Below are 24760 nucleotides of genomic sequence, written 5' to 3' on the forward strand. Positions count from 1 at the left end.
TCAGAAGGTCAGGGGGTGAAGGTTCCAGCCAGTATGCCAGTGCACTACGCCGTCATGCTCGCTCAAGGCGATCTTCACGAGGCCGCCGCGGCACGGCCCGCCCGCGCATTCGCCGGTGTCGGGCTTGTAAACCGCGCCGTGCGTCGCGCACAGCAGCCACTGGCCGGTGTCGTCGAAGAAGCGGTCGGGCTGGAAGTCGAGTTCCATCGCGACGTGGCTGCACCGGTTGAGAAACGCATGCGGCCGCCCCTCGAAACGTATCGCGAAGGCGCGGCAGGTTTCTCCGCCATAGACCACGTCGAAGGGCACGGCCAGGCTGCCTTCGACCAGGTCCGCGGCATTGCACAACGGGATGCGTTCTTCGTCGCTCATGGCAGGACTTTTTTAGGCGTTTCCGAGGAGCCACGCTTCGAGATCGGCCACCGAATGCGCGATGTGCAGCGGCTTGAATTCGTCGAAGCTGGCGGGTTCATGCGCGCCGTAGCTCACACCCACGTTGGCGCAGCCGGCGTTCTGCGCAAGCTGCAGGTCATGCGTGGTGTCGCCGATCATCAGGGTGCGTTCCGGCGGCACGTCGAGTTCTTCCATCAGCTCCAGCAGCATGCGCGGATGCGGCTTGCCGAAGGTTTCGTCGGCAGTGCGAGAGGCATCGAAGCGGTCGCGCAGCGCGACCGACTTGAGCGCCTCATTGAGGCCGCGGCGCGACTTGCCGGTGGCCACGGCCAATTTGTGGCCGCGCGCGCGCAGGGCATCGAGCATCTGCAGCACGCCATCGAACAGCACGAGGTCGTCCTGGTGCTGAAGATAGTGGTAGCGGTAACGGGCGCCGAGCTCCGGGTACTTTTCTTTCGGCACGTCGGGCGCCGCACGCGCGAGCGCCTCGGCCAGGCCGAGGCCGATCACCCAGGCGGCGTCGTTCTCGCTCGGCTTGGCGCCACCGACGTCGATCACCGCGGCCTGGATGCAGCGCACGATCAGGCGCGTGGAGTCATAGAGCGTGCCGTCCCAGTCGAAGGCAATCAGGTCGAAGCGAAGAGGTCTGGAAGAATCAGTCATGGGCCGTGGGAGTGGGGTGTTGGGCCAGTGCCTCGAGGGCAGCGGGCGGCATCAGCGCGTGCAGTTCGGGCGGCAGGTCGGCCTGCAGCGCCACGCGGTGGCCGCTGGCCGGATGGTTGAATTGCAGCCGCCAGGCGTGCAGGAACATGCGCTTGAGGCCAAGTTTCTGAAATGCGCGCTGGCGTTCGGACTCGCCGTACTTGTCGTCGCCGGCAATCGGATGCCCGGCCGACGCGAGGTGAACGCGAATCTGATGCGTGCGCCCGGTCTTGATAGTCACTGCCAGCAACGACAGCGGCGCGGCATCGCCCGGCAGCGAGAGCCGCGCCAGCACCCGCACCAGCGTGACGGCGCGCATGGCGTCCGGATGGTCCTTGGCGACCACGCGCACGCGGCGCTCGCCGGCGCCAACGCCGGAACCGTCGGGCAGCAAATACTTGGCCAGCGGCGCGTCGAGCACCTTCTTGTTGGCCGGCCAGGTGCCCTCGACCAGCGCCAGATAGGTCTTGCCGGTTTCGCGTTCGCGGAACTGGCCCTGCAGCGCGACCAGCGCGCTGCGCTTCTTGGCGACCAGCAGGATGCCGGAGGTCTCGCGGTCCAGCCGGTGCACCAGTTCCAGGAATTTGGCGGCGGGCCGCGCCGTGCGCAGTTGCTCGATCACGCCAAAGCTCACGCCGCTGCCGCCATGGACGGCCACGCCGGCCGGCTTGTCGATGGCCAGCACGGCTTCGTCTTCGAGCAGCACCGGAAATTCGCGCGCCGGTGCCGGCGGGGTGCCGCCCTCTTCAGCGCGCGGCGAGATGCGGATCGGTGGCAGTCGCAGCACGTCGCCCGCCTCGATGCGGGTCTCGGCCTGCACCCGGCCCTTGTTGATGCGCACCTCGCCCGACCGGATGATCCGGTAGACGTGCGTCTTCGGAACGCCTTTCAGATGGCGGAAAAGGAAGTTGTCGAGCCGCTGCCCGGCAGATTCAGCGTCGACCGTGAGGAATGTGATGGCCGAATGCGGCGCCCCGGCTTCGCCTGGGGCTTTTTGGCCTGCGGGATTTGGAGCAGCCGCGGGGCCTTGCTTCGCACCTATAATGTTTTTCACCAGCGCGGTCATGTAAGTGCTTGATTAGACAGAAGTTTAGTCCACTGCCATCAAATACCCAGGACGGCGCTGTGAGGTCGATGCCGCTTTGGCGCCGAGCTGCAAACCCCGCGCAATTGCGCAAAGTGGCAGACCAGGCACCCAAGTCAAGCCGACACCCACGAAACACCGATACGGAATACCCAGCCTGCAGCTTCCAAGCTGCCGGCGGATCGAAGCGAGTCCCTTGTTGTGTTGATGCTGCTGATTCAAATGTGCCTGCGCTGGCCAACCTGGTTTCGACCAGTGGCCTCAGGCATTGAATCGTTGGCAGCGTGCGCCACTCTTGCGCAACCAGCTATCAAAAAGATAGCTGGCCAACACCGAATCTGGCTCGCGCCCATCCACGCGCCCCCACCCCGGCTGTCTTCTTGAGCTAACGCTCGAGAGGCCTGCTCGCGCCTGGCGCGGCAGTGAACAGCATCCGGGGCCCAAGCGGCAATTCCCTGGTTTCGCGGGCGTCGTCCGTGCATCGTTGGCCCATCAAGGGCCGGTAGAACGATACATATAAGGACAACGCATCATGAAGCGGATGCTGATCAATGCCACGCAGGCCGAAGAACGCCGCCTGGCCATCGTCGACGGGCAGAAACTGCTCGACTACGAAATCGAAATCGAAGGGCGCGAACAGCGCAAGGGCAACATCTACAAAGCCGTCGTGACGCGCGTCGAGCCCTCGCTCGAAGCCTGTTTCGTCGACTACGGCGAAGACCGCCACGGCTTCCTGCCGTTCAAGGAAATCTCCAAGCAATATTTCGCCGAAGGCGTGTCTGCCAGCCAGGCCCGCATCCAGGACGCGATCCGCGAAGGCCAGGAACTCACCGTCCAGGTCGAAAAAGAAGAACGCGGCAACAAGGGCGCGGCCCTCACCACCTTCATCTCGCTGGCCGGCCGCTATGTCGTGCTGATGCCGAACAACCCCCGTGGCGGTGGCGTTTCGCGCCGCATCGAGGGTGACGACCGCGCCGAACTCAAGGAGGCGATGGACCAGCTCGAGTACCCGAAGGGTATGAGCATCATCGCGCGCACCGCCGGCATCGGCCGCATCGCGTCCGAACTCCAGTGGGACCTGAACTACCTGCTCAAGCTCTGGACCGCCATCGACGGCGCGGCCAAGGGCGGCAAGGGCGCCTTCCTGATCTACCAGGAATCGTCGCTCGTCATCCGCGCCATTCGTGATTACTTCAATCACGACATCGGCGACATCCTGATCGACACCGACGACATCTACGACCAGGCGCAGCAGTTCATGGCGCACGTCATGCCCGAGCATGCCGCCCGCGTGAAGCGCTACCGCGACGACGCGGCCCTGTTCAGCCGCTTCCAGATCGAACACCAGATCGAATCGGCCTACGCCCGCACCGTGCAGCTGCCTTCGGGCGGCGCCATCGTGATCGACCACACCGAAGCACTGGTCTCGGTCGACGTGAACTCGGCCCGCGCCATCAAGGGCGGCGACATCGAGGAGACCGCCACCCGCACCAACCTCGAAGCCGCCGACGAAGTGGCCCGCCAGATGCGCCTGCGCGACTTGGGCGGCCTGATCGTCATCGACTTCATCGACATGGACGAGTCGAAGAACCGCCGCGAAGTCGAAAGCCGCCTGCGCGACGCTCTGCGCCAGGACCGCGCCCGCGTGCAGTTCGGCTCGATCAGCAAGTTCGGCCTGATGGAAATGAGCCGCCAGCGCCTGAAGCCCGCGCTCTCCGAAGGCTCGTCGATCCCCTGCCCCCGCTGCGGCGGCTCGGGCCACATCCGCGACACCGAATCGAGCGCGCTGCAGATCCTGCGCATCATTCAGGAAGAGTCCATGAAGGACAACACGGCCGCCGTGCATGTGCAGGTGCCCGTGGAAGTCGCCTCGTTCCTGCTGAACGAAAAGCGCCCCGAAATCGCGAAGATCGAGCTCAAGCAGCGCGTCACCGTGCTGATGGTGCCCAACAAGACGCTCGAAACGCCGAACTACAAGCTCGAGCGCCTGAAGCACGACGATCCGCGCCTCGACCACATCGAAGCCAGCTACAAGATGGCCGACGAGATCGAAGACCCGACCTCGGTCACGCGCCGTTCGCAAGAGCCCACCAACAAGCAGACGCCGGTCATCAAGGGCGTGCTGCCCGATGCGCCCGCGCCCGTGGTGCCGCCCAAGCCCGAAGCAGTGCGTGCGCCTGTCGCATCAGCACCCGCACCGGTCGCACCGCCCGTGGTGAGCGCACCGGTTCCGGCGCAGACCGGCTTCTTCGCCTGGATCAAGAACCTGTTCGGCGGCACGCCGGCCCCCGCTGCGGCGCCTGCGCCGTCCGCGATCCCGGTCGAGGCACCGAAGCCCCGTCGCGACGGCCGTCCTGGCCGCGATGGCGAAGCACGCGGCGGCGCACGTGACGGCGAACAGCGCCGTGGCGGCCGCGGCGGCGAAGGCCGCGGCGAGAACGGCGGACGCTCCGGCGGTCGCGACGGCGAACGCCGTGGCGGCCGTGGTGGCGAGCGCCGTGAAGGTCGCGAAGGCCGTGAAGGCCGCAGCAGCGAACTGCGCAACGACGCCGCCAACCAGCCGCGTGAACAACGCGAGCAGCGTGAGCCCCGCGAGCCGCGTGAAGCGCGCGCACCGCGCGACGGCGAACAACGCCGCAACGGTCGTGGCGAGCGCCGCGAAGGCGAAGGCCGCGAAGGTCGCAACAACGCACCGGCCGAAGCACTCGACGGCAACGTCAACCTCGAAGCCCAGCAACTGGCGCCCGGTGCCGTTGCAGGCGACGAAGGCAACGCTGCAGAACGCGCACCCCGCGCCCGCGGCGAACGCCGTGAACGTGGCGAGCGCGGTGAACGTGGTGGCGAACGCAATGGCGCCGACAACAACGGCGCCCGCGAACGCAACAATGCCGAAGCCGGCGAAGGCGCCGCACAAAGCGAGCAACGCCAGCCCCGCAACGGCCGCGACGAGCAGCGCGCACCGCGTGGCGAACGCAGCGACCGCAACGACGGCCGCCGCGAACGCCGCAACGACGCGCCTCAAGCCGAAGCGGATGCACGCGGCGCCGAGGCCGCAGCAGCCGATGTCGATCAAGGCAGCGAAGCCAGCATCAACGGCAACAACGAGCAGGCACCGCGCCGCGAAGGCGACGAGCGCCGCGGCCGTTCGCGTGACCGCTACGGCCGTGACCGCCGCGAACGCGGCCCGCGCGATGAAGCCGAAGCCACCGCCGAAGGCGCCGCAACGGAAGCCACGGGCGATGCACAGCAACAAGCCCCGCAGCAGCAACTGCCGCTGGCGTCGGAACGCTTCGAAGCAGTCGAAGCCGCTGCGGCACCGGAAGTCCGAGAGCCCGTGGCAGCACCGCAACAGGTCCGCGCTGAGCGCCCTGCGCCGGCACCGGCTGTCGTGGCAGCAGTTGCGCCGATCGTCGTCGAAAGCGCCAAGGCGCCTGTCGCCGCCAACGGCCGCGCACTGCCCAAGGTCCAGCCTTTCGAACTGCCGCTGAACGAGCTCGCGCAGATCGCCGAGAGCTCGGGCCTGCAGTGGGTCAACTCGGATGCCGAACGCATCGCGCAAGCACGCGCCGCCATCGAAGCCGAGCCGAAGCCGGTGCACGTGCCGCGCGAACGCCCACCGGTGGTTGTGCTCGACGAAGGTCCGCTGGTGCTGGTCGAAACCCGCCGCGACCTCGGTTCGATGTCGCTGCCGTTCGAGCAAGAGCAGCAACGCAGCCTCTGAGCCACACACGCTCCCAAGTAAAAACGGCGCCAGTGGCGCCGTTTTTTTATGCCTTGTCGTGCGCCGGCAGTTCCGGCATCTCCAGGATCAGCTGGCCGAACCGGCAGGCGCATTCCGTCTTGCCGCCCTCGCTCCAGATCAGCGAAAAATCCACGTTCGGCAAAGGCGGCAGGCCATAGCGGCCGTCGACGATCTTCATGCCCGGCTCCACGTCCTCGCGCGTGAGCACCGTCACGGCCAGCCCCGCCAGCACGGCCGCGCGAATGCCATGCTGGCTCGCGGAGGTGAACACGACGTGCCAGTCGACCGGCGTCGCATCCAGCGCTGCGCCGGCCAGTTCACGGTTGACGCAGGGCTTCGGAAAGTACGCCAGCGGCAGCGACGCGCCGGCGGGCGGCTCGAAAGTCTCAGCCGCCACCCACACCAGTTGCGTGCGCCGCAGGCGCGTGCCCTCCTCGCAATCGGCCGGCGACATCACCACCGCAAGGTCGAGCTCGCCCGCCTTGATCATTGCGCGAAAGTCGAGGTGCATGCTCACGCTGACCTCCATGCGCGTGGCGGGGAACGAGCGCGCGAACTGCGAGAGCAGCGGCGGCAGCCGGTCGCCCATGAAGGTGTCCGGCGCGCCGAAGCGCACCACGCCCGAGATCAGCGAGGGTTGAAAGCGCCGCGTCATCGTGTCGAGCGTGTCGAGGATCTGCTGCGCATAGCGAAGGAAGTCTTCGCCGTCTTCCGTCACCGTGAGGCGGCGTGTCGTGCGATGCAGCAGCGGCCGGCCCACTTGTTCCTCGAGCCGCCGGATCTGGTGGCTGATGGCCGACTGCGTCAGGTGCAGCCGCTGGGCGGCGCGCGTGAAGCCGCCGGTTTCCTTGACGGCCACGAAGGCTCGCAGCAGCGCAGGGTCGAAATCCATGGCAATCAACCAATCAATGATGAATCGTCATGGATTCTAGGAAATTAAATCATTTCCATCATGAAGAGGCCTTCCCCAGAATCGCCCGGACCTCTTTGCCAAAGACTCCCGAAAGACTTCCGATGCCTCTCTCCCATACCGGCAAGAACCTGGTCGCGCTGGCCGCGATCTGCCTCATTGCCCTGATGTTCGGCCTGGAAATCTCCAGCGTGCCGGTCATTCTTCCCACGCTCGAACAGGCATTGCACGCCGACTTCAGCGACATGCAGTGGATCATGAACGCCTACACCATCGCCTGCACCACGGTTTTGATGGCCGCGGGCACGCTTGCCGACCGCTACGGCCGCAAGCGCCTCCTCGTCGTCGGCGTGGTGCTCTTCGGCCTCACCTCGCTGGCCTGCGGGCTGGCGCAGAGCGCGCCGGTGCTGATCGTCGCGCGCTTCCTCCAGGGCCTGAGCGGCGGCGCGATGCTGATCTGCCAGCTCGCCGTGCTCTCGCACCAGTTCCAGGAAGGCAAGGAACGCAGCAAGGCCTTCGCCATCTGGGGCGTGGTCTTCGGCATGGGCCTGGGGTTCGGGCCGATCATCGGCGGTGCCATCGTGGCGCTGTCGAACTGGCAGTGGGTGTTCCTGGTCCATGTGCCGCTGGCGGCGGTGGCCGTTGCCCTGGTGTTCGGCAGCGTGGAAGAGTCGAGCGACCCCGATGCGCAAAAGCTCGACCTGCCTGGCATCGTCACGCTGTCGCTTGCGGTGCTGGGCCTGACGTACTTCATCACGCAGGGGTCGGGTCTCGGCTTTGCGAGCCCGCTGGCCATCGGCGTGATCGCGGCGTCGGCCGCGAGCTTCGCGCTCTTCCTGTGGGTGGAAAAGATCAACCCGCATCCGATGTTCGACTTCTCGGTCTTCAAGATTCGCAATTTCTCGGGTTCGATCATCGGCTCCATCGGCATGAACTTCAGCTTCTGGCCGTTCATGATCTACCTGCCGATCTACTTCCAGGGCGCGCTGGGCTACGACGCGGTCACGGCCGGCTCGGCACTGCTGGCCTACACGCTGCCCACGCTCGTGCTGCCGCCGCTGGCCGAGCGGCTGTCGCTGCGCTACCGGCCCGGCGTGGTCATTCCCGCAGGGCTGTTCGTCATCGGGCTCGGCTTCATTGCAATGCGCTATGGCAGCGGCATGGTTCACGCGGGCTGGATGACGATGCTGCCCGGCTGCCTGCTGGCCGGCATCGGGCTGGGCCTGACCAACACGCCCGTCACCAACACTACCACCGGTTCGGTGCCGAGCTCGCGCGCGGGCATGGCTTCGGGCATGGACATGAGCGCACGGCTGATCACGCTGGCCATCAACATCGCTCTAATGGGGTTCATCCTGCTCGAAGGCATTCATGCGCATCTGCGCGGCGCGTTGTCGGCATCGCTCGACGCAATGCAATTGCGCGCGCTGGCGGAGAAGATCGCGGCCGGCAACTTCGCGTCGCTTGCCGAAGGCTTTCCGGCGCTGTCGCAGGCGGACCCGTCCGGCGCCGTCGTGCATGCGGCGCTGGTGAGCAGCTTCGGGCTGGTGATGCTCTACGGGGGAGTCGGCGTCTGGGTGCTGGCCGGCGTCAGTCTGCTGATCTTCGGCGGCGGCAAACCACTGGCGCGGTCATCGAGCCTGAAGGCCGAAGGGTCCTGCCCCTGAAAACGCTCAGGTGTTCTCGATCTGCGCCGCGCGCTTCCACGCCTCGGCGGCTTGCTCGGCATCGTCGCGGTCTTCGGCCAATTGGGCCAGCGCGAGCCAGGCGCGGCGGTACAGATCGGTGTCCTGCAGCCCAAGGCCGGCCTGCGTCAACAGCTGCTGGGCCTTGCCCCACAACTGGCGCTTCATGCAGGCCATGCCTGCGAGGTACTGAAGGTTCGGGTCGCGCGGGTTGTTGCGCTGCGCGCTTTCGATGCGCGCCAGCCAGTCGGCATCGACCGAGTCGAGCCCCGCTTCGAGCGCACGCGCCAGCTTGACGCGCAGCGCATCGCCGAGCGCGCGCGGGTTGGTCACCATGCGCTCCCAGGCCGGCAGCAGCCAGCCGCGCGCCAGGGCAAGATCGCCACGCAGCGCGACCATCCGTTGGGCAGCGTGAATCGCCACTTCGGGCATGTCGCGCTCATTGGCATCGAGCTCAGTCCACGCGCGAAGCAGCTGCGCCGGATCGTGCGCGCCCGTCAGCAGCTCGGTCGCCAGCCCGCGCACGATGCTCTGTGCCGCGGCGTCAGAGAAGGCGCGGTGCTTGGCCAGCAGGCGCGCGGTTTCGAGCGCTTCGAGCGTGCGGCGATCCTGCCGTGCCGCCTTGAGCCGCAAGCGCAATGCGAGCGTGCGGCGTTGCGCGCCCTGCGGCAGTTCTTCGAGCCGCGCGAGCGCTGCGGCTGCATCGCGGTCTTCGAGCGCCCAACGCGCCGCGCGCAGTTGCACGCCTTCGCGCGTCTCCGGGCTGGCGAGCACGGCGCGGTCGGCGCTTTCGTTGAGGGCCTGCTGCAGATGGGCGTCGCGTGCTGGCTTGTCTTGCAGGGCCTGTGCGCTCTCGGCCGCCAGCAGGTGCGACAGCACGCGCACCTGCTGCGCCTGCGGCAGGCTGGCGCCGAGCGCCGACAGCGTTTTCTCCTGCGTGAGCGCGGCCTGCGCGGCCTTGCGTGCACGCGAGAAGCGACCCGAGATCAGCTGCACCATCGCATCGAGCAGGGCTGCATGCAGCGTGCGCTCCTTCTGCTGCAGCCGCCACTGGCGCGCCTGCGTCGGCAGCGAGAACAGTGCTGCCAGCGCACGCAAAGCCACGTGCATCAGCACGAAGGCCACCAGCAGGATCACGAGCACGAGATTCAGCGACAGGTCGACACGCCAGGGCGGCCAGAACACGGTGATCGTGCCCTGGTTGTTGCCTGCGAAAAGAGCGACTGCTGCTGCAACAGCGAACAGCGCGAGGAGCCAGATTGCGGCGCGCATGTCCGATCAGCGTCCTGCTGCGGCGGTGGCCAGTGCCGCGAGCGTGTCGTCGATGCGGACCGGCTCGGACGTCTTCACCAGCGCCTGCAGCTGCTGCAGCTGCGTGGCGGCGGCCTGGGTGCGGCGCGATGCGGGATCGAAATAGCGGTTGAGCGAGGCAGTTACCTGCGACAGCTCGCCGCGCGTGGCCTCCATCTGCCGCGACAGCAGCGACAGGCGCGCATTGAGCAGCTTGAGCTTCAGGTTCTCGCGCAGGAAGTAAGACTGCTCGGGCGCCAACAGGATCGCCTCCGGGCTCTGGATGCGGCCGACGCGCACCAGCGAGCGTGCCTCGCCGCGCACGGTGAGCAGCACGCGGCGCCACCACGGCGCGTCGGCGGGAATCGGTTCGGGCTGCCAGGCGTTGGTGCCGGTGCCGCGCACGGCAACGGCGTTGAGCGTGGGCAGGTCGTCCACGCCGCGCATCAGTTCGTCGAGCTTCTGCAGCGCTTCGGCGCTGTCGGTGCTTGCGGTGCTGCGCAGGCGGTCGGCATCGCGCTGCATGGCACGCTGCAGTGGCGTCAGCCGTGGCTGCGCGGCGCGCGCGATGCGCACGTCGCCGGCCTTCAGCGCAGCCAGCAGCGGCTCGACGCTGCCGGTGACCTGTGCCTGCTGCAGGGCAAGGCGCACGGCCGACTCGATGTCGACCACGAGGTTCTCGTCGCGCGAACGCGAGAGGCTTTGAATGAGTTCTTCGAGCTGCGAGCGCTGCAGCGCGACTTCAGCCACGCGGGTTTCGACCAGAGCCACGCGGGCCGAGGCCTCGCGCACGGTGTCGCTTGCCTGGCGGGCCAGCGTGCGCGCCTCCATCGATTGCGCGATGGCATCGGCACTCTGGCGTGCCAGCTGCTCCTTCATGCCGCCGACCTTCTGCCACAGCGCGATTGTCATCAGCAATGCGGCCAGCGCCACGAGGGCCACGAGGCCGAATGCGATGCGAGAGAGGATCAGCGCCCCTGCTGCCTGTGCGGCCGGCGTCTGGTGCGGTGCCAGCGTGGCGGGCACCGGCGCCGTGGCAGCGGTTGGGGAAGGAGAGGAAAAATCGTCTGACGGGGACGCGGCGCTCATGCCAAGGATTCTATAGACGCGATCAGCGCATCCCGCAGCGGTGTGCATACACGCAACGCCCCGAAACCCGCGGCCCGCGCGGCTTCGCCGATTCGTGCATGCGTGGCGACCGCGCTCGCGGCATGCCATTGCACACCGGGCATCGCGCGCTGCAGATTGCCGATGGCCTCTGAGCTGCTGAAGAGCCAGATCGCGCGGCCTTCGGCGCCGTCGATGGCCAGCCGACGTTGTACGACGTCCAGCGACGGCGGCAACCGGCGGTAGGCCACCACGGTGTCGCGATGGCCGCCCGCGACATCGATTTCATTGGCGAGCCAGTCGCGCCCTGTGGGGTGCCCGGCTTCGTCGCCGCCGCGCACGATCAGCACGCGCACGCCGGCAGACACCTGGGCCTGCACCCGCTCCCACAGCGCTTCGGAGTCGAAACGCGTGGCCTCGGGAGGTGGTGCGTCGATGAGTTCCAGCGGCACGCCGGCGCGAAGCAAGGCGCGCGTGGTGCCTGGGCCCGTGGCCCAGAAGCGGCGCCCTGCCAGCGTATCGGCAGCGTTCTTGTGCTGGAAGAAATGCTCGACGGCCGTGGCGCTCACGAACATCAGCGCCGCGTAATTCACCAACTGCCGCCACGCCGTGCGCAGCGGTTCGGCATCGGCCACTGGCGCGATCACGATGAGCGGCAGCGCCACCGCATCGAGCCCCGCGGCGCGCAGGTCACTCACCCACTGCGCCGCCTCGCGCACCGGCCGCGTGACGATGACGGGGCGGGCGGTCATACGATGACCACCGATCTCAGTGAGCCCCGGCGTCGCGCAGCAGCGCCGCGGCGCGCTCGCCGAGCGCATCGGCCTGCGCGAAATCGCCGGCCTGCGCCTGCGCATGCACCTTCACCAGCGGCGCGTTGCCCTCCGGATCGCCCCAAGCGGCGTCGATGCGCAGCGCGCCGTCGGCCTGCCAGCGTGCATGAGCCGCCAGCGGCATGGAACAGCTGCCGCCCATCGCGCGACTCACAGCGCGCTCGGCGGCGGTGGAAAGCCAATCGCCCTGGTGGGCCAGCGATCGCAGCAATTCGATGAGTTCGGTACGGTCCGCGCGCACCTCGATGCCCAATGCGCCCTGTCCCGCGGCCGGCAGCATGGTGTCGGGATCGAAGGCCACGCGGATGCGGCTTTCCAGCCCCAGCCGCTTGAGCCCGGCCGCAGCCAGCACGATGGCGTCGTACTGCCCTTCGTCGAGCTTGCGCAGGCGGGTGTCGAGGTTGCCGCGCAGCGGTTCGATGCGCAGGTCGGGCCTCAGCGCGCGCAGCAGCACCACGCGGCGCAGGCTCGAAGTGCCGACCACCGCACCCTGCGGCAGCGCGTCGAGCGATTCATAGCGGGGGGAGACCAGCGCGTCGCGCGGGTCTTCGCGCTCCAGCACGCAGGCCAGCGCGAAGCCTTCGGGCAGGTCCATCGGCACGTCTTTCAGCGAATGGACCGCGATGTCGGCGCGCCCTTCTTCGAGCGCGAGTTCGAGCTCTTTCACGAAGAGCCCCTTGCCGCCCACCTTGCTGAGCGTGCGGTCGAGGATCTGGTCGCCGGTGGTCGTCAGGCCGAGCAGGCTGACCGTATGGCCCTTTTCTTGCAAAAGCGCCCGGACGTGTTCGGCTTGCCACAGTGCCAGGCGGCTTTCGCGCGTGGCGATCACGATATTGCTCAAGACCGGTTCCAAAAGTACATGTTCTAAACCGCCGGAATGCTAGCATGTTGCGCCGCAACAACGCAGGCGGCGCATCCATTCAAGAAGTCAAAAAGTCCAGGACAAACATCGAATGAAAGCCAGCAAGACCCCTGCTCCCCCCAAGCGCCGCCAGACCGAAGACCAGCCACTGATCGACGACATCCGGCTGCTGGGCCGGATCCTCGGCGACGTGATCCGGGAGCAGGAAGGAGACGAAACCTACGCGCTGGTCGAAAAGATCCGCACCTTGTCCGTGGCTTTCCGCCGCGACGCCGACCACGCCGCCGACCGCGCGCTGAAGAACCTGCTCAAGGGCCTGAGCGCGGCCGAGACGGTGCGCGTGATTCGCGCCTTCACCTACTTCAGCCACCTGGCCAACCTCGCGGAAGACCGCCACCAGATCCGCCGCCGCACGGAAACGGAACGCGCCGGCGAAAGCGTCGAGGGCGACCTGCAAACGGCGCTCGCGCGCATCCGCAAGGCCGGCGTGAAGCCCGACGACATCGTCGCCTCGCTGGCCCACAGCTATGTGTCGCCGGTGCTCACCGCGCACCCGACCGAAGTGCAGCGCAAGAGCATCCTCGATGCCGAGCGGGCCATCGCGCAACTGCTCACCGTGCGCGACGAGATCAGGCTGCGCCAGAGCGCCTATGCGGGCGGCAAGGATGCGCTCTCGCCGCTCGAGTTTGCCGAGAACGAAACGCAGATGCGCACCCGCGTCACGCAGATCTGGCAGACGCGCATCCTGCGCTTTTCCAAGCTCACGGTGGCCGACGAAATCGAGAACTCGCTGAGCTACTACGAGGCCACCTTCCTGCGCGAGATTCCGCGCGTGTACGCCGACCTCGAAAAGGCCCTCGCCCAGGGCGGCCACACGCCTTCGGTCGCGCCCTTCCTGCGCATGGGCCAGTGGATCGGCGGCGACCGCGACGGCAACCCCAACGTCACCGCCCAGACGCTCGAATACGCCCTGGGCCGCCAGTGCGAGCTGGCGCTGCGCCACTACCTCACCGAAGTGCACTACCTGGGCGGCGAGCTGTCGCTGTCGGCCACGCTGGTCGATGTGACGGTCGAGATGCAGGCGCTGGCCGAACGCTCGCCCGACACCAACGAGCACCGCAAGGACGAGCCCTACCGCCGCGCCCTCACCGGTGTGTATGCGCGCCTTGCGGCCACGCTGCGCGAGCTCACCGGTGGCGAGGCCGCGCGCCACGCCGTCGCGCCGCAGAACCCGTACGCCACGGCCGAAGAGTTCCTGGCCGACCTGCGCACCGTGGCCGAATCGCTCGAAGAAAAGCACGGCACCGTGCTTGCCGCGCCGCGCCTGCTGCCGCTGATTCGCGCGGTAGAAGTGTTCGGCTTTCACCTGGCCACGGTCGACCTGCGCCAGAGCTCCGACAAGCACGAGGCGGTGATCGCCGAGCTGCTGGCCACCGCTCGCATCGAGCCCTCGTATGCGTCGCTGGCCGAAGAAGCCAAGCAGACCCTGCTGCTCAGGCTGCTCGACGACGCCCGCCCGCTGCGCGTGCCCGACGCCGACTACTCGCCGCTTGCGAAGAGCGAGCTGGCCATCTTCGCCGCCGCCCGCGTTTCGCGTGCGCGCTATGGCGCCGCGGCCATCCGCCACTACATCATCAGCCACACCGAAACGGTGAGCGACCTGCTCGAAGCACTGCTGCTGCAAAAGGAAGTGGGCCTGCTGCGCGGCGCGATGGACAGCAACGCGACCTGCGACCTGATCGTGGTGCCGCTGTTCGAAACCATCGAAGACCTGCGCAACGCCGCGCCCATCGTGCGCGCTTTCTATGCACTGCCGAACATCCAGGCGCTCGTCGAACGCTCGGGCGCCGAGCAGGACGTGATGCTCGGCTACTCCGACAGCAACAAGGACGGCGGCATCTTCACCAGCAATTGGGAGCTGTACCGCGCGGGCATCGCGCTGGTGTCGCTGTTCGACGAGCTCAACAAGAAGAAGGCCAACCCGATTCGCCTGCGCATGTTCCATGGCCGCGGCGGCACCGTGGGACGCGGCGGCGGCCCGAGCTACCAGGCCATCCTCGCGCAGCCGCCCGGCACGGTGCGCGGCCAGATCCGGCTGACCGAGCAGGGCGAAGTCATCGGCTCGAAGTACGCCAACCGCGAGATCGGCCGGCGCAACCTCGAAACGCTGGTGGCTGCCACGCTCGAAGCCACGCTGCTGCCGCAGGGCAAGTCGGCGCCCGCCACCTTTCTCTCGGCTGCGGGCGAACTGTCGACCGCCAGCATGGCCGCGTACCGCAAGCTGGTCTACGAGACCCCGGGCTTCGGCGACTATTTCTTCGGCTCCACGCCGATCCGCGAAATTGCCGAGCTCAACATCGGCTCGCGCCCCGCCTCGCGCAACCCCAGCCACAAGATCGACGACCTGCGCGCGGTGCCGTGGAGCTTCAGCTGGGGCCAGTGCCGCCTCACCATTCCTGGCTGGTTCGGCTTCGGCTCGGGCGTCGAACAGTTCCTCGCCGCAGCGGGCACGGCTGCGGGGAAGAAGGAGCGCCAGGCATTGCTGCAGCGCATGTACGAGCAGTGGCCCTTCTTCCGCACGCTGCTGTCGAACATGGACATGGTGCTGGCAAAGAGCGACCTCGCGCTGGCTTCGCGCTACGCCGAGCTGGTCACCGACCGCAAGCTGCGCCAGAAGGTGTTCTCGATGATCGATGCCGAATGGCACCGCACCTCCGACGCACTCACACTCATCACCGGCGCGAAGCAGCGGCTCGAAGGCAATGCCGAGATGCAACGCTCGGTGCGCCACCGCTTTCCGTACATCGACCCGCTGCACCACCTGCAGGTCGAGCTGATGCGGCGCTACCGCGCGGGCGACGGCGGCGAGCGGCTGCAGCGCGGCATCCACATCTCGATCAACGGGGTGGCGGCGGGGCTGCGCAATACGGGCTGAGCACACCCATTCCGACCACGGCAAAGGGCGCTTCGGCGCCCTTTCCTACGTCTGGCATCGGCAATCAGGCACCTGTAAGGTCATTTAAAAGGGTACGGTCGGACACGTTCACAGTTCTCGCAATCGCGCGGCAGCTCGAAGTCGTTACAAGGAGCCCGTTGCCATGCCAGTCCCGCAGTCCCTCACCCATTCGCCCATCGACTTCGTCGGCAACGACGCCGAGGCGCTGGCCTCCCACATGCGCCACTGCGCGCGCGCTCACGGGCGCTGGTTCTCGCTGCGAAGCCACATGCAACGGATGCGCGCGCTCGCTGCGGGCCGCATCGTCACGATCGCCTGCGTGGCCGTGGTGCTGGGTATCGGTCTCTTCGCCATCGCTTGAGCGCCGCAGCCGTCGTCGACCGTCTCCAGGGACTCAGTCCGTACGCCCGGGCGCTGCTGCTCGGCCCGCATGATCCGGTAGCCGCACCGATCCGCGCCGAACTCTTCGGCATCCAGCGTTTCGAGCAGCACGGCCACAGCCTCGCCCGCGCCCAGGTGGTGGAAGAAGACCGCCGCCTCGCGCGCGAGGGTGCGCCCTTCTTTCCGCGCGTGGACGAAAACCTCGCGTCGCTGCGCAACGCCTTCGACTACATCGCGCTGATCTCGCTCAGCGGGCGCTACGTGTCGCCCGCGGCCGAGTGGCTGCTCGACAACTTCCACCTGGTCGAGGCGCAGCTCCAGCAGATTCACGACGGCGTGCCGCGCAGCTACTACGCGCGCCTGCCCAAGCTCGCCGCGCCGCCGCTGGCGGGCCTGCCGCGCGTGTACGGCATTGCATGGGCCTACGTGGCCCACACCGACAGCGTGCTCAACAAGACGCTGTTCACCGCTTTCCTCAATGCCTACCAGGACATCGACGAGCTCACGCTCGGCGAGCTGTGGGCGCTGCCCACCACCCTGCGCGTGGTGCTGCTCGAAAACCTGCGCCGCGTGGCCGAGAGCATTGCCGAGAACAAGGTGGCGCGCGAGATTGCGCATGCCGCATGGGACGCCGCGCCGCACCTTTCGGTGCAAGACCTCGACGTGCTCTACCGCGCGCTGCAAAGCCACGGCCTGCAGGACAACTACCTCACGCAGCTGTGGCAGCGCCTGCCCGTCGAGCACGGCGAAGACATGCCCGCGCTGGTGCGCTGGACCGAGCAGCACTGCCCCAACGGGCCGGCACTGATCGGCGAAGCGCAGAACGCACAGGCCGCCGCCAATCTCACGGTCGGCAACATCATCACCACGCTGCGCATGATCGGCCAGGTCGAGTGGAGCGACCTGATCGAGCCCGTGAGCCGTTCGCTGCGTGTGCTGCGCGAACTGCCGAGCTTCGCCAACGAGAGCGAACTCACGCGCCAGCAGATCACGCATGCGATGGAGCAAGTGGCGCGCAGCAGCGAACAGCCCGAGCGCGCCATCGCGCAAGCCGTGGTGCAACTGGCCGCCAGCGCGCCGGCCGACGACGCGGGCGCGGAGACCGACCGCGCCGACGGCACCGCCGGCTACTACCTCTTCGGCCAGGGCCGGCCCGCGCTCATCGCGGCGCTGCAATCGAACGGTCATGCGGGCCGTGCCGGGCGGGCGCCCGACACGCGGCAGGCACGCAGCCATCGCGGCTGGCGATTGCCCGTCTACGTCGGCTCCGTTGCGCTGGGCACCGCGCTGCTGCTGTTCGCCGTGGTGCACAGCCTGCCGCACCGCGAAGACTGGACCACCGTGCTGGCGCTCGTCCTTCTGGCGTGGCCGCTGTCCGAAGCGCTGCTCGCGCTTGCGCAACGCATCATGGCCGAGTCGGTGCGAGTGCAGGGCCTGCCGCGCCTGGACTTTGCGAACGGCATTCCCGAGCGGCACCGCGCGCTCGTCGTCATGCCCACGCTGCTGGGTTCGGCAGCGAACAACGTGCAGCTCGCGCACCGGCTCGAACTGCACTGGCTCGCCAACCGCGAAACAAATGCGCAGTTCGCGCTGCTCACCGACTGGGCCGATGCACCGCTGGCCTCGCTGCCCGAAGACGGCCCCCTGCTCGACGACGCCCTGCAGCGCATCGCCGCGCTCAACACCAAATACCCCGTGGCGCCAGGCGAAGCGTCGCGCTTCCTGCTGCTGCACCGCCCGCGCAGCTGGAGCGACACCGAGCAGCGCTGGATGGGCTGGGAGCGCAAGCGCGGCAAGCTCGAAATGCTGGTGCGCCTGCTCGCAGCCGGTGACGCCAGCGGCTTCCTGCCGCTCGCACCGGGCCTGCGGCTCGCCGCCGGCCGCACGCCGTATGTGCTGACGCTCGACAGCGACACCGGCCTACCGCCGGGCGCCCTGCGCGACCTGGTGTCGATTGCCGCGCATCCGCTCAACGCGCCCGAAATCGACGTGCAACGCCAGCGCGTGGTCGCCGGCTTCGGCATCCTGCAGCCGCGGATCGTCACGCCGTTTCCGCAGCGCCACGAGCGCTCCTTCTTCCATTGGGTGTTCGCCGGCCAGTGCGGGCTAGACCCCTACGGCAGCGGCGCCTCCGACATCTACCAGGACGTGTTCGGCAGCGGCTCCTTCACCGGCAAGGGCCTGCTGAACGTGCGTGCGCTGCACGCCACGCTCGATCGCCGCCTGCCCGACGGCGCGGTGCTCAGCCACGACCTGCTCGAAGGCACGGTCGCGCGCTGCGCGATGGTGAGCGACGTCGTACTTGTCGAGGACCATCCGCACCATGCCGGCGTTGCGGCGTCGCGCGTGCACCGCTGGGTGCGCGGCGACTGGCAGCTGCTGCCGCTGATGTGGCGCGCGCGCCGCTTCGGCATCGATGCGCTGGGCCTCTGGAAGATGAGCGACAACCTGCGCCGCTCACTGGTGGTGCCGGCTTCTTTCGCGCTGCTGGTGCTGGTGATCTTCACGCAGGCCATGCCGCTGGGCTGGGCGCTGGCGGCCGTGGCGTCGGCGCTCACGCTCGGGCCCTTGCTCGGCGCGCTGGCCGGGCTGGTGCCCACGCGCCGCGCCATCGAGCTGCGCCATTTCTTCGACGTGGGCGCGGTCGAGCTGCTGCGCGCCATGGCCGGCGCGGCCTGGCAGTTCGTGCAACTCGCGGCGCAGACGCGGCTGCTGCTCGACGCATGGTTCCGCGCGACATGGCGCCTCGTGGTCAGCCGCCGGCATCTGCTCGAATGGACCACGGCCGCGCAGGCGCAGGCGCAATCGAGCGGTCGCCTCGCATCCTTTGTGCGCAATGCCGCCGCGAGCAGCGTGGCGTGCCTCGCGCTCGCCGTGGCGGCGCACTGGAGCGCATACCCCGTGATCGGCGCGCTGCTGTTCGTGCTGTGGGCGCTGGCGCCGGTCGCGGCCTGGTGGGGCAGCCGCTCTGAAGCAAAGGCACCTGACCCGCTCAGCACCGACCAGCGCACCTACCTCGAAAAGCTTGCGCACGATACCTGGCGCTTCTTCGAGCACGTGGTGGGCCCGGACGACAACCACCTGCCGCCCGACAACCTGCAGCTCGAACCGCAGCCCACCGTCGCGCATCGCACCTCGCCGACCAACATCGGCATGTACCTGCTGGCTACCTGCTGCGCGCGCGAGTTCAGGTGGATCGACACCGCCGCCCTGCTCGCCCGCATCGCCGCCACGCTTGACAGCGTGGACCGCATGCAGAAGCACGACGGCCACCTGTTCAACTGGTACGACACGCAAACGCTGAAGCCGCTGCCGCCCGACTACGTGTCGAGCGTGGACAGCGGCAACTTCGCGGGCCACCTCGTGGCCGTGGCGCAGGCCTGCCGCGCCTTCGCCGCCGAAGGCTGCCAGCCGCATGAAGCGCCCGCGCTCGAAGCACTGGCCGTGCGCTGCGACGCTCTGCACGCCGGCATGGACTTCAGTGGCCTCTACGACCCCAAGCGCCACCTGTTCCATATCGGCCTGCGGGTCGAGGAGAACGTGCTCGACGCAAGCTACTACGACCTGCTGGCTTCCGAATCGCGGCTGCTGAGCTTCCTGGCGATTGCCAAGGGCGACGTGCCGCGCCGCCACTGGATGGCGCTGGGCCGACCGTTCCTTCTGGTGGGCTTCCAGCCCAGCCTGAAGTCGTGGTCGGGCTCGATGTTCGAGTACGTGATGCCCGCGCTGGTGATGACCGAGCCTGCCGACGGCCTGCTGCAAGTGGCCAACGCCGCCGCCATTGCCGAGCAGCAGGCCTTCGGGCGGGCGCAGAACCTGCCGTGGGGCGTTTCCGAATCGGCCTACTTCGCACAAGACCACTCGCTGGCCTACCAGTACTCGCCCTTCGGCGTGCCGCGCCTCGCACTGCGGCGCACGCCGCCCACCGACCGCGTGGTGGCGCCCTATGCGAGCGCCATGGCCGCGCCGTTCGCGCCCGGGGCGGCGGTGATCAACCTGGAACAGCTCGAATCGCTCGGCGCGCGCGGCGAGTTCGGCTTTCACGACGCGGTCGACTTCACCGTCTCGCGCCAACCCGAGGGGCAGGACTTCACCGTGGTGCGCAACTTCATGGCGCACCACCAGGGCATGTCGCTGGTGGCGCTGTGCAATGTGCTGTGCGCCGATGCGCCGCGCCGCTGGTTCGGCAGCGCCGCACTGGTGCAGGCGCACGAGTCGCTGCTGCACGAGCGCACGCCGCGGCAGATCATCGGCAGCGCCGATCCCCGCACGCCGCCCGAGCCCAGCCAGGCCGAGCTGGCGCCGCTGTTCCAGCCCCGCTTGGTCGACCCGATGGCGCCCGGCTTCCAGCCCACGCACCTGCTGTCGAACGGCCGCTACACCGTTGCCCTGCGCGCCAACGGCGCCGGTGTGAGCCGCTGGCATTCGTTCAACGTGACGCGCTGGCGCGACGACCCGCTGCGCGACAGCTACGGCACCTTCTTCTTCGTGCGCGACGAGGGCACCCAGGAACTCACCTCGCTCACCGCCCTGCCCGCGCCGGGCGACGGCTGGCGCTACCGCACCCGCTTCCTTGCCGACCACGTGCAGTTCGACGCGACCGGCCCCGGCCTGCAGGTGCGTACCACTGTGCTCATCAGCCCCGAGGACGACACCGAGCTGCGCAACATCACGCTGCACAACTCGGGCGAGGAAACGCGCACGCTCGAACTGGTCTCGTACTTCGAGCCGGTGCTGTCGAACCCCAAGGCCGATGAGGCGCATCCGGCCTTCGCCAACCTGTTCGTCGAGTCGCGCTGGGAGCCCGCATGGCGCGCGCTGCTGATGTCGCGCAAGCCGCGCCTGCATGGCGACGCGGTGATGGCCGCCGCGCACTTCCTGGCCTCGGCGGACGCGCAAGTGCTCTCGGTCGACTGCATGACCGACCGGCGCGCCTTCATCGGGCGCAACCGCACGCTCGCCAGCCCCGCGCTCGACGCGCAGCCGCTCACGCCCAACGGCAAGCAGGTCAACGGGCTCGACCCCATCGCCTGCCTGCGCGTGCGGCTGTCGATTGCGCCCGGTGCCACCGCGCGCTTGAGCTTTGCCACCGCGGCCGACAAGAACATCGATGCGCTGATGCCCGGCATCGACCGCTACATGCAGCCCATGCACGTGGAGCGCGCCACCCGCATGGCCGCCACGCTGGCGCAGGTGCGGCTGCGCGACCTGAGCATCGCGCCCGCGCAGAACCTGGCGCTGCAGGACCTGACGACCATCCTCACCTACACCACGCCGCGCGTCATGCGCGACCGCGGGCTGATCGACCTGCGGCAGATCTGGCGCTTCGGCATCTCGGGCGACAAGCCCATCGTGCTGGTGCACATCCATTCGATGATCGGCATGGGGTTGATCAACACGCTGCTGCGCGCCCAGCCCTGGTGGGGCTTCGGCGGCGTGGCCTGCGACCTGGTGGTGCTCAACAGCGAGCCCAACTCGTACCTGATGCCGCTGCAGCGCGAAATAGAAAGCCTGCGCGCGCGCGTCGCGCAGCAGACGCAGAACAGCTTTCCGCGCAACGACACGGCCGGCTTCTACCTGCTGCGCGACCAGGACGTGGTGCCCTCGGAAAAGGCCGCGTTCTCCAGCCTGGCGCGCGCGGTCTTCACGGCCGACGGGCGCCCGCTCGAAGTGCAAGTGGCTGCGCTGCACGAGGCCCGCAACGACACGGCATCGATGGTCAATGACGCCGCCGCACTGCCGGGCGTGCCCCTGCTGCCGCGCCCTGCCCCGACGCCATCGGCTACCGCCCCGACCGGCGACTTCGACGCCGGCACCGGCGAGTTCCGCTTCGAGGTCGGCGCGGGCCGGCGTACGCCGCGGCCGTGGATCAACGTGATCGCCAATGCGTGCTTCGGCTTCCAGGTGTCCGAGTGGGGCACGGGCTTCACCTGGGCCGGCAACAGCCGCATGCACCAGGTGACGCCGTGGTCGAACGACCCGGTGCAGGACCCGGCCTTCGAGCACTACCTGCTGCAGGACCTTGCTTCGCGCGAGATGCTGCCGCTGACACCTGCCGGCGGCAGCGCGGGCAGCGCACGCCACCGTGTGCGACACGGACAGGGCTACACGGTGTTCGAGCACAAGGCGAACGATCTCGCGCTGGAAACCACTTTCTTCGCGGACCGCGACGAGGCCGTCAAGCTCGTGCATGTGCGCGTGCGAAACGGCGGCACCGGCACGCGCCGCCTGCGCGCACTGGCCATGGCCGAATGGCAGCTCGGCGACGCGCGGGGCACGCGGCGCACCGTGCATTGCTGGAAGCCGGAAGACCAGCCGGCAGTGTTCGGCCAGCAGCGCGAATCGGGCGCGGGCTTCGGCGGCAGCACGGCCTTCCTGCTGCTGGCGGGGCTGCAAGGTGCCACGCAATGGACCTGCGACCGCAATGAATTCTTCGGTGATCGCGGCATGGTCGAAGTACCCGATACGCTCGCACGGCGCACCGGCAGCGGGCTCGACGCCTGCGCGGCCATCGGCGGCGAGTTCGTGGTGGCGGCCGGCGGCACCGCGGGCTTCACCTTCGTGCTGGGCCACGCGGACAGCGCCGACGCCGCACTCGAACTCGCGCGCCGCTGGCGCCAGCGCGACGTGCCCGAAGCATTGGCGCAGGTGCGCTGCTTCTGGGACGAGCTGCTCGGCCGCCTGCAGGTGCGCACGCCCGATCCGCTGTTCGACGCACTGGTCAACCGCTGGCTGATCTATCAGACTCTGGCCTGCCGCCTCTGGTCGAAAGCGGGCTTCTACCAGGCAGGCGGCGCCTTCGGCTTTCGCGACCAGCTGCAGGACGCGATGGCCTTCGCGCTCACCGACCCGGCGCGGCTGCGCGAGCAGATCCTGGTCAACGCGGCGCGGCAGTTTCCCGAAGGCGATGTGCAGCACTGGTGGCACATGCCCGGCGGTGCCGGCGTGCGCACGCATTTCTCTGACGACCTGCTGTGGCTGCCGTACGCGTCGGCGCACTATGTCGAGGTGACGGGCGATGCATCTCTGCTCGACGAGATGGCCGGCTTCATCGAAGGCCCCGCCATTCCCGACGGTGCCGAAGACGCCTACTACGCGCCGCAGCGCAGCGGCCAGATGGCCAGCTTGTTCGAGCACGGCGCGCGCGCCATCGACCGCAGCCTGAAGACCGGCGTGCACGGCCTGCCGCTGATGGGCACCGGCGACTGGAACGACGGCATGAATCGCGTGGGCAACGAAGGCCGCGGCGAATCGGTGTGGCTCGCGTGGTTCCTGTGCAGCGTGGTCGCGCAGTTTGCGCCGCTGGCCCAGGCACGCGGCGAACACGAACGCGCCGCGCGCTGGACCGCGGCACGCACCGGCTGGATCGCCGCGCTGCACGATGCCGGCTGGGACGGCGCGTGGTTCCGCCGCGCCTTCTTCGACAACGGCGCGCCGCTGGGCTCTTCGTCCAACGACGAATGCCGCATCGACCTGATTGCGCAGGCGTGGTCGGTGCTGTCGGGCGCTTCGGACGCGGCGCACACGGGGCCGGCCATGGAATCCGTCAAGAAACTGCTGCACGACGAACCGGCCGGCCTGCTGCGCCTGCTGACGCCGCCGTTCGCCCGTTCGGGCAACAACCCGGGCTACATCCAGGCCTATCCGCCCGGTGTGCGCGAGAACGGCGGGCAGTACTCGCACGGCGCGGTGTGGGCGCTGATGGCGCAGGCGCTGCAGGGCGACCACGAGGCCGCATGGCGGAGCTTCGAGGGGCTGAGCCCTGCCCATCGCGCACAGCACCCCGAGCGCGGCCCGGCCTACGAGCTGGAGCCCTACGTGATGGCGGGCGACATCTACGGTGCCGCGCCCTACGTGGGCCGCGGCGGCTGGAGCTGGTACACCGGCTCGGCCGCGTGGCTGCACCGCGCGGCGGTCGAGACGCTGCTGGGCCTGAGCGTGAAGGGTCGCCAGCTCTCGCTGACGCCGCGCGTGCCTGCGCACTGGCCGGGCTTCGAGATCGCACTGCGGCTCGGCGCGCGCAAGCTCACGCTGCAATGGGGCGATGTGCAAGGTGCCGCCGCCTCAACGCATCAGCTGGCGGTGGGCGAATGGATCGACTGGCAGGCGCTGCCGGCCGATGCGGTGCTGCGGGTGGGATGAGCCGGCACTCGCGGTGGCCCTAGACTCGCAACCAGACCTCGCATCAGAAGTCGTGACTCGATCACGCATCCGACATTCCATCGCTTCCCGAAGCGGCGCCACCCAGAACATGAGCACCACCAAGATCCAGTTCCGCCGCAAGGTCATCGTCATCGTCCTGCTGTGCGTGGCCGTCGGTGGCGCCGTCGTCCGTCACTACGCGACACCCGGCACCACCACGCGCGACATCGCCACGCTGCTGATGGTGCTGTGGGTGCCGATCATCGGCAACGTGATTGCATGGCTCATCAGCAAGCGCCCGCGCCGTGCGCCAAGTGCGCCGGCCGTCATGCCGCCGAGCTTCGACACGGCAGGCGCCTTCACGCCGCATGCGCGCGTCGAGCTCACCTTCCGCAAGCCCGCGCTGCCCTCGCAGGACGTGCCGATTGCGCCGGGCGAATACCGCTGCGCACTGGTGATCGACAAGGAAGGCTTCTCGGCGCGCTGGGTCGTGCCGCCGGGCGATGCGCTGGAGCGCGGCAAGCCTGCGGCGCTGGAGGTCGAATTTCTCTCGCCGGCCGTGGCGCAACCGAAGTTTGCGCAGGGTGCGGTCTTTCGTGTACTGATCGGCGACTCGTTCATCGCCGACGGCCGGGTGCTGTAGCTGCGGGCCACGCCAGCAAAGCCAGCAAAT

At 68.5% G+C, this 24760-nt stretch carries 14 protein-coding genes; 6 read left to right on the plus strand and 8 right to left on the minus strand.

Features of this window, described 5'->3' with window-relative positions:
- From BLW48_RS01350 to BLW48_RS01360, 3 genes are read right to left on the minus strand one after another with little or no spacing between them, the layout of a single operon-like run.
- Complete coding sequence (locus BLW48_RS01350) at nt 1–372, minus strand: Rieske (2Fe-2S) protein (protein ID WP_093172186.1); 372 nt, start codon at nt 370–372, stop codon at nt 1–3.
- 12 nt (nt 373–384) lie between these two features.
- On the minus strand, nt 385–1056 hold the full coding sequence (locus BLW48_RS01355; RefSeq protein ID WP_093049389.1) for an HAD family hydrolase: 672 nt from the start codon (nt 1054–1056) through the stop codon (nt 385–387).
- Complete coding sequence (locus tag BLW48_RS01360; protein WP_093173207.1) at nt 1049–2149, minus strand: RluA family pseudouridine synthase; 1101 nt, start codon at nt 2147–2149, stop codon at nt 1049–1051. The genes BLW48_RS01355 and BLW48_RS01360 overlap by 8 nt, the downstream gene beginning before the upstream one ends.
- Nucleotides 2150–2711: 562 nt before the next feature.
- On the opposite strand from BLW48_RS01360, the gene BLW48_RS01365 reads away from it, so the two are divergent.
- Nucleotides 2712–5900 (plus strand): Rne/Rng family ribonuclease, encoded by a 3189-nt coding sequence (locus BLW48_RS01365; protein ID WP_093172188.1) that lies wholly within the window; start codon nt 2712–2714, stop codon nt 5898–5900.
- A 46-nt stretch (nt 5901–5946) separates the two neighbouring features.
- Here the strand turns inward: BLW48_RS01365 and BLW48_RS01370 are convergent, their stop codons facing one another.
- Entirely contained in the window at nt 5947–6813 is an 867-nt protein-coding gene (locus tag BLW48_RS01370; RefSeq protein WP_093049383.1) for a LysR family transcriptional regulator, read from the minus strand.
- A gap of 122 nt (nt 6814–6935) precedes the next feature.
- Here BLW48_RS01370 and BLW48_RS01375 point away from each other — a divergent pair, with 122 nt between their 5' ends.
- Entirely contained in the window at nt 6936–8498 is a 1563-nt protein-coding gene (locus BLW48_RS01375) for an MFS transporter (protein WP_093172190.1), read from the plus strand.
- Nucleotides 8499–8504: 6 nt separating this feature from the next.
- Here BLW48_RS01375 and BLW48_RS01380 read toward each other — a convergent pair whose 3' ends face one another.
- From BLW48_RS01380 to hemC, 4 genes are read right to left on the minus strand one after another with little or no spacing between them, the layout of a single operon-like run.
- Nucleotides 8505–9788, minus strand: a complete 1284-nt coding sequence (locus tag BLW48_RS01380; protein ID WP_093172192.1) for a heme biosynthesis protein HemY — start codon at nt 9786–9788, stop codon at nt 8505–8507.
- Between the two features lie 6 nt (nt 9789–9794).
- Nucleotides 9795–10895, minus strand: coding sequence for a uroporphyrinogen-III C-methyltransferase (locus BLW48_RS01385; protein ID WP_093049375.1), 1101 nt, complete (start codon nt 10893–10895; stop codon nt 9795–9797).
- Complete coding sequence (locus tag BLW48_RS01390) at nt 10892–11665, minus strand: uroporphyrinogen-III synthase (protein WP_093172194.1); 774 nt, start codon at nt 11663–11665, stop codon at nt 10892–10894. The genes BLW48_RS01385 and BLW48_RS01390 overlap by 4 nt, the downstream gene beginning before the upstream one ends.
- A 16-nt stretch (nt 11666–11681) precedes the next feature.
- A complete protein-coding gene (gene hemC, locus BLW48_RS01395) occupies nt 11682–12587 on the minus strand; it encodes a hydroxymethylbilane synthase (protein ID WP_256330672.1) in 906 nt (301 codons plus the stop codon).
- 112 nt (nt 12588–12699) lie between these two features.
- On the opposite strand from hemC, the gene ppc reads away from it, so the two are divergent.
- The 4 genes from ppc to BLW48_RS01415 all read left to right on the plus strand — a co-directional run bounded on the left by ppc (nt 12700) and on the right by BLW48_RS01415 (nt 24730).
- The gene (gene ppc, locus BLW48_RS01400) at nt 12700–15543 is read left to right on the plus strand and encodes a phosphoenolpyruvate carboxylase (protein ID WP_093049367.1); all 2844 of its coding nucleotides are present in this window, start codon (nt 12700–12702) and stop codon (nt 15541–15543) included.
- 163 nt (nt 15544–15706) lie between these two features.
- Nucleotides 15707–15925: a hypothetical protein gene (locus BLW48_RS01405; protein ID WP_093172198.1), complete on the plus strand. Its 219-nt coding sequence runs from the start codon at nt 15707–15709 to the stop codon at nt 15923–15925.
- Nucleotides 15922–24087, plus strand: coding sequence for a glycoside hydrolase family 94 protein (locus BLW48_RS01410; protein WP_093172200.1), 8166 nt, complete (start codon nt 15922–15924; stop codon nt 24085–24087). The genes BLW48_RS01405 and BLW48_RS01410 overlap by 4 nt, the downstream gene beginning before the upstream one ends.
- A 109-nt stretch (nt 24088–24196) precedes the next feature.
- Nucleotides 24197–24730, plus strand: coding sequence for a hypothetical protein (locus tag BLW48_RS01415; protein ID WP_093049358.1), 534 nt, complete (start codon nt 24197–24199; stop codon nt 24728–24730).
- The last annotated feature ends 30 nt before the right edge of the window (nt 24731–24760 follow it).

Source organism: Variovorax sp. YR266, assembly GCF_900107295.1.
Classification (GTDB): Bacteria; Pseudomonadota; Gammaproteobacteria; order Burkholderiales; family Burkholderiaceae_C; genus Variovorax.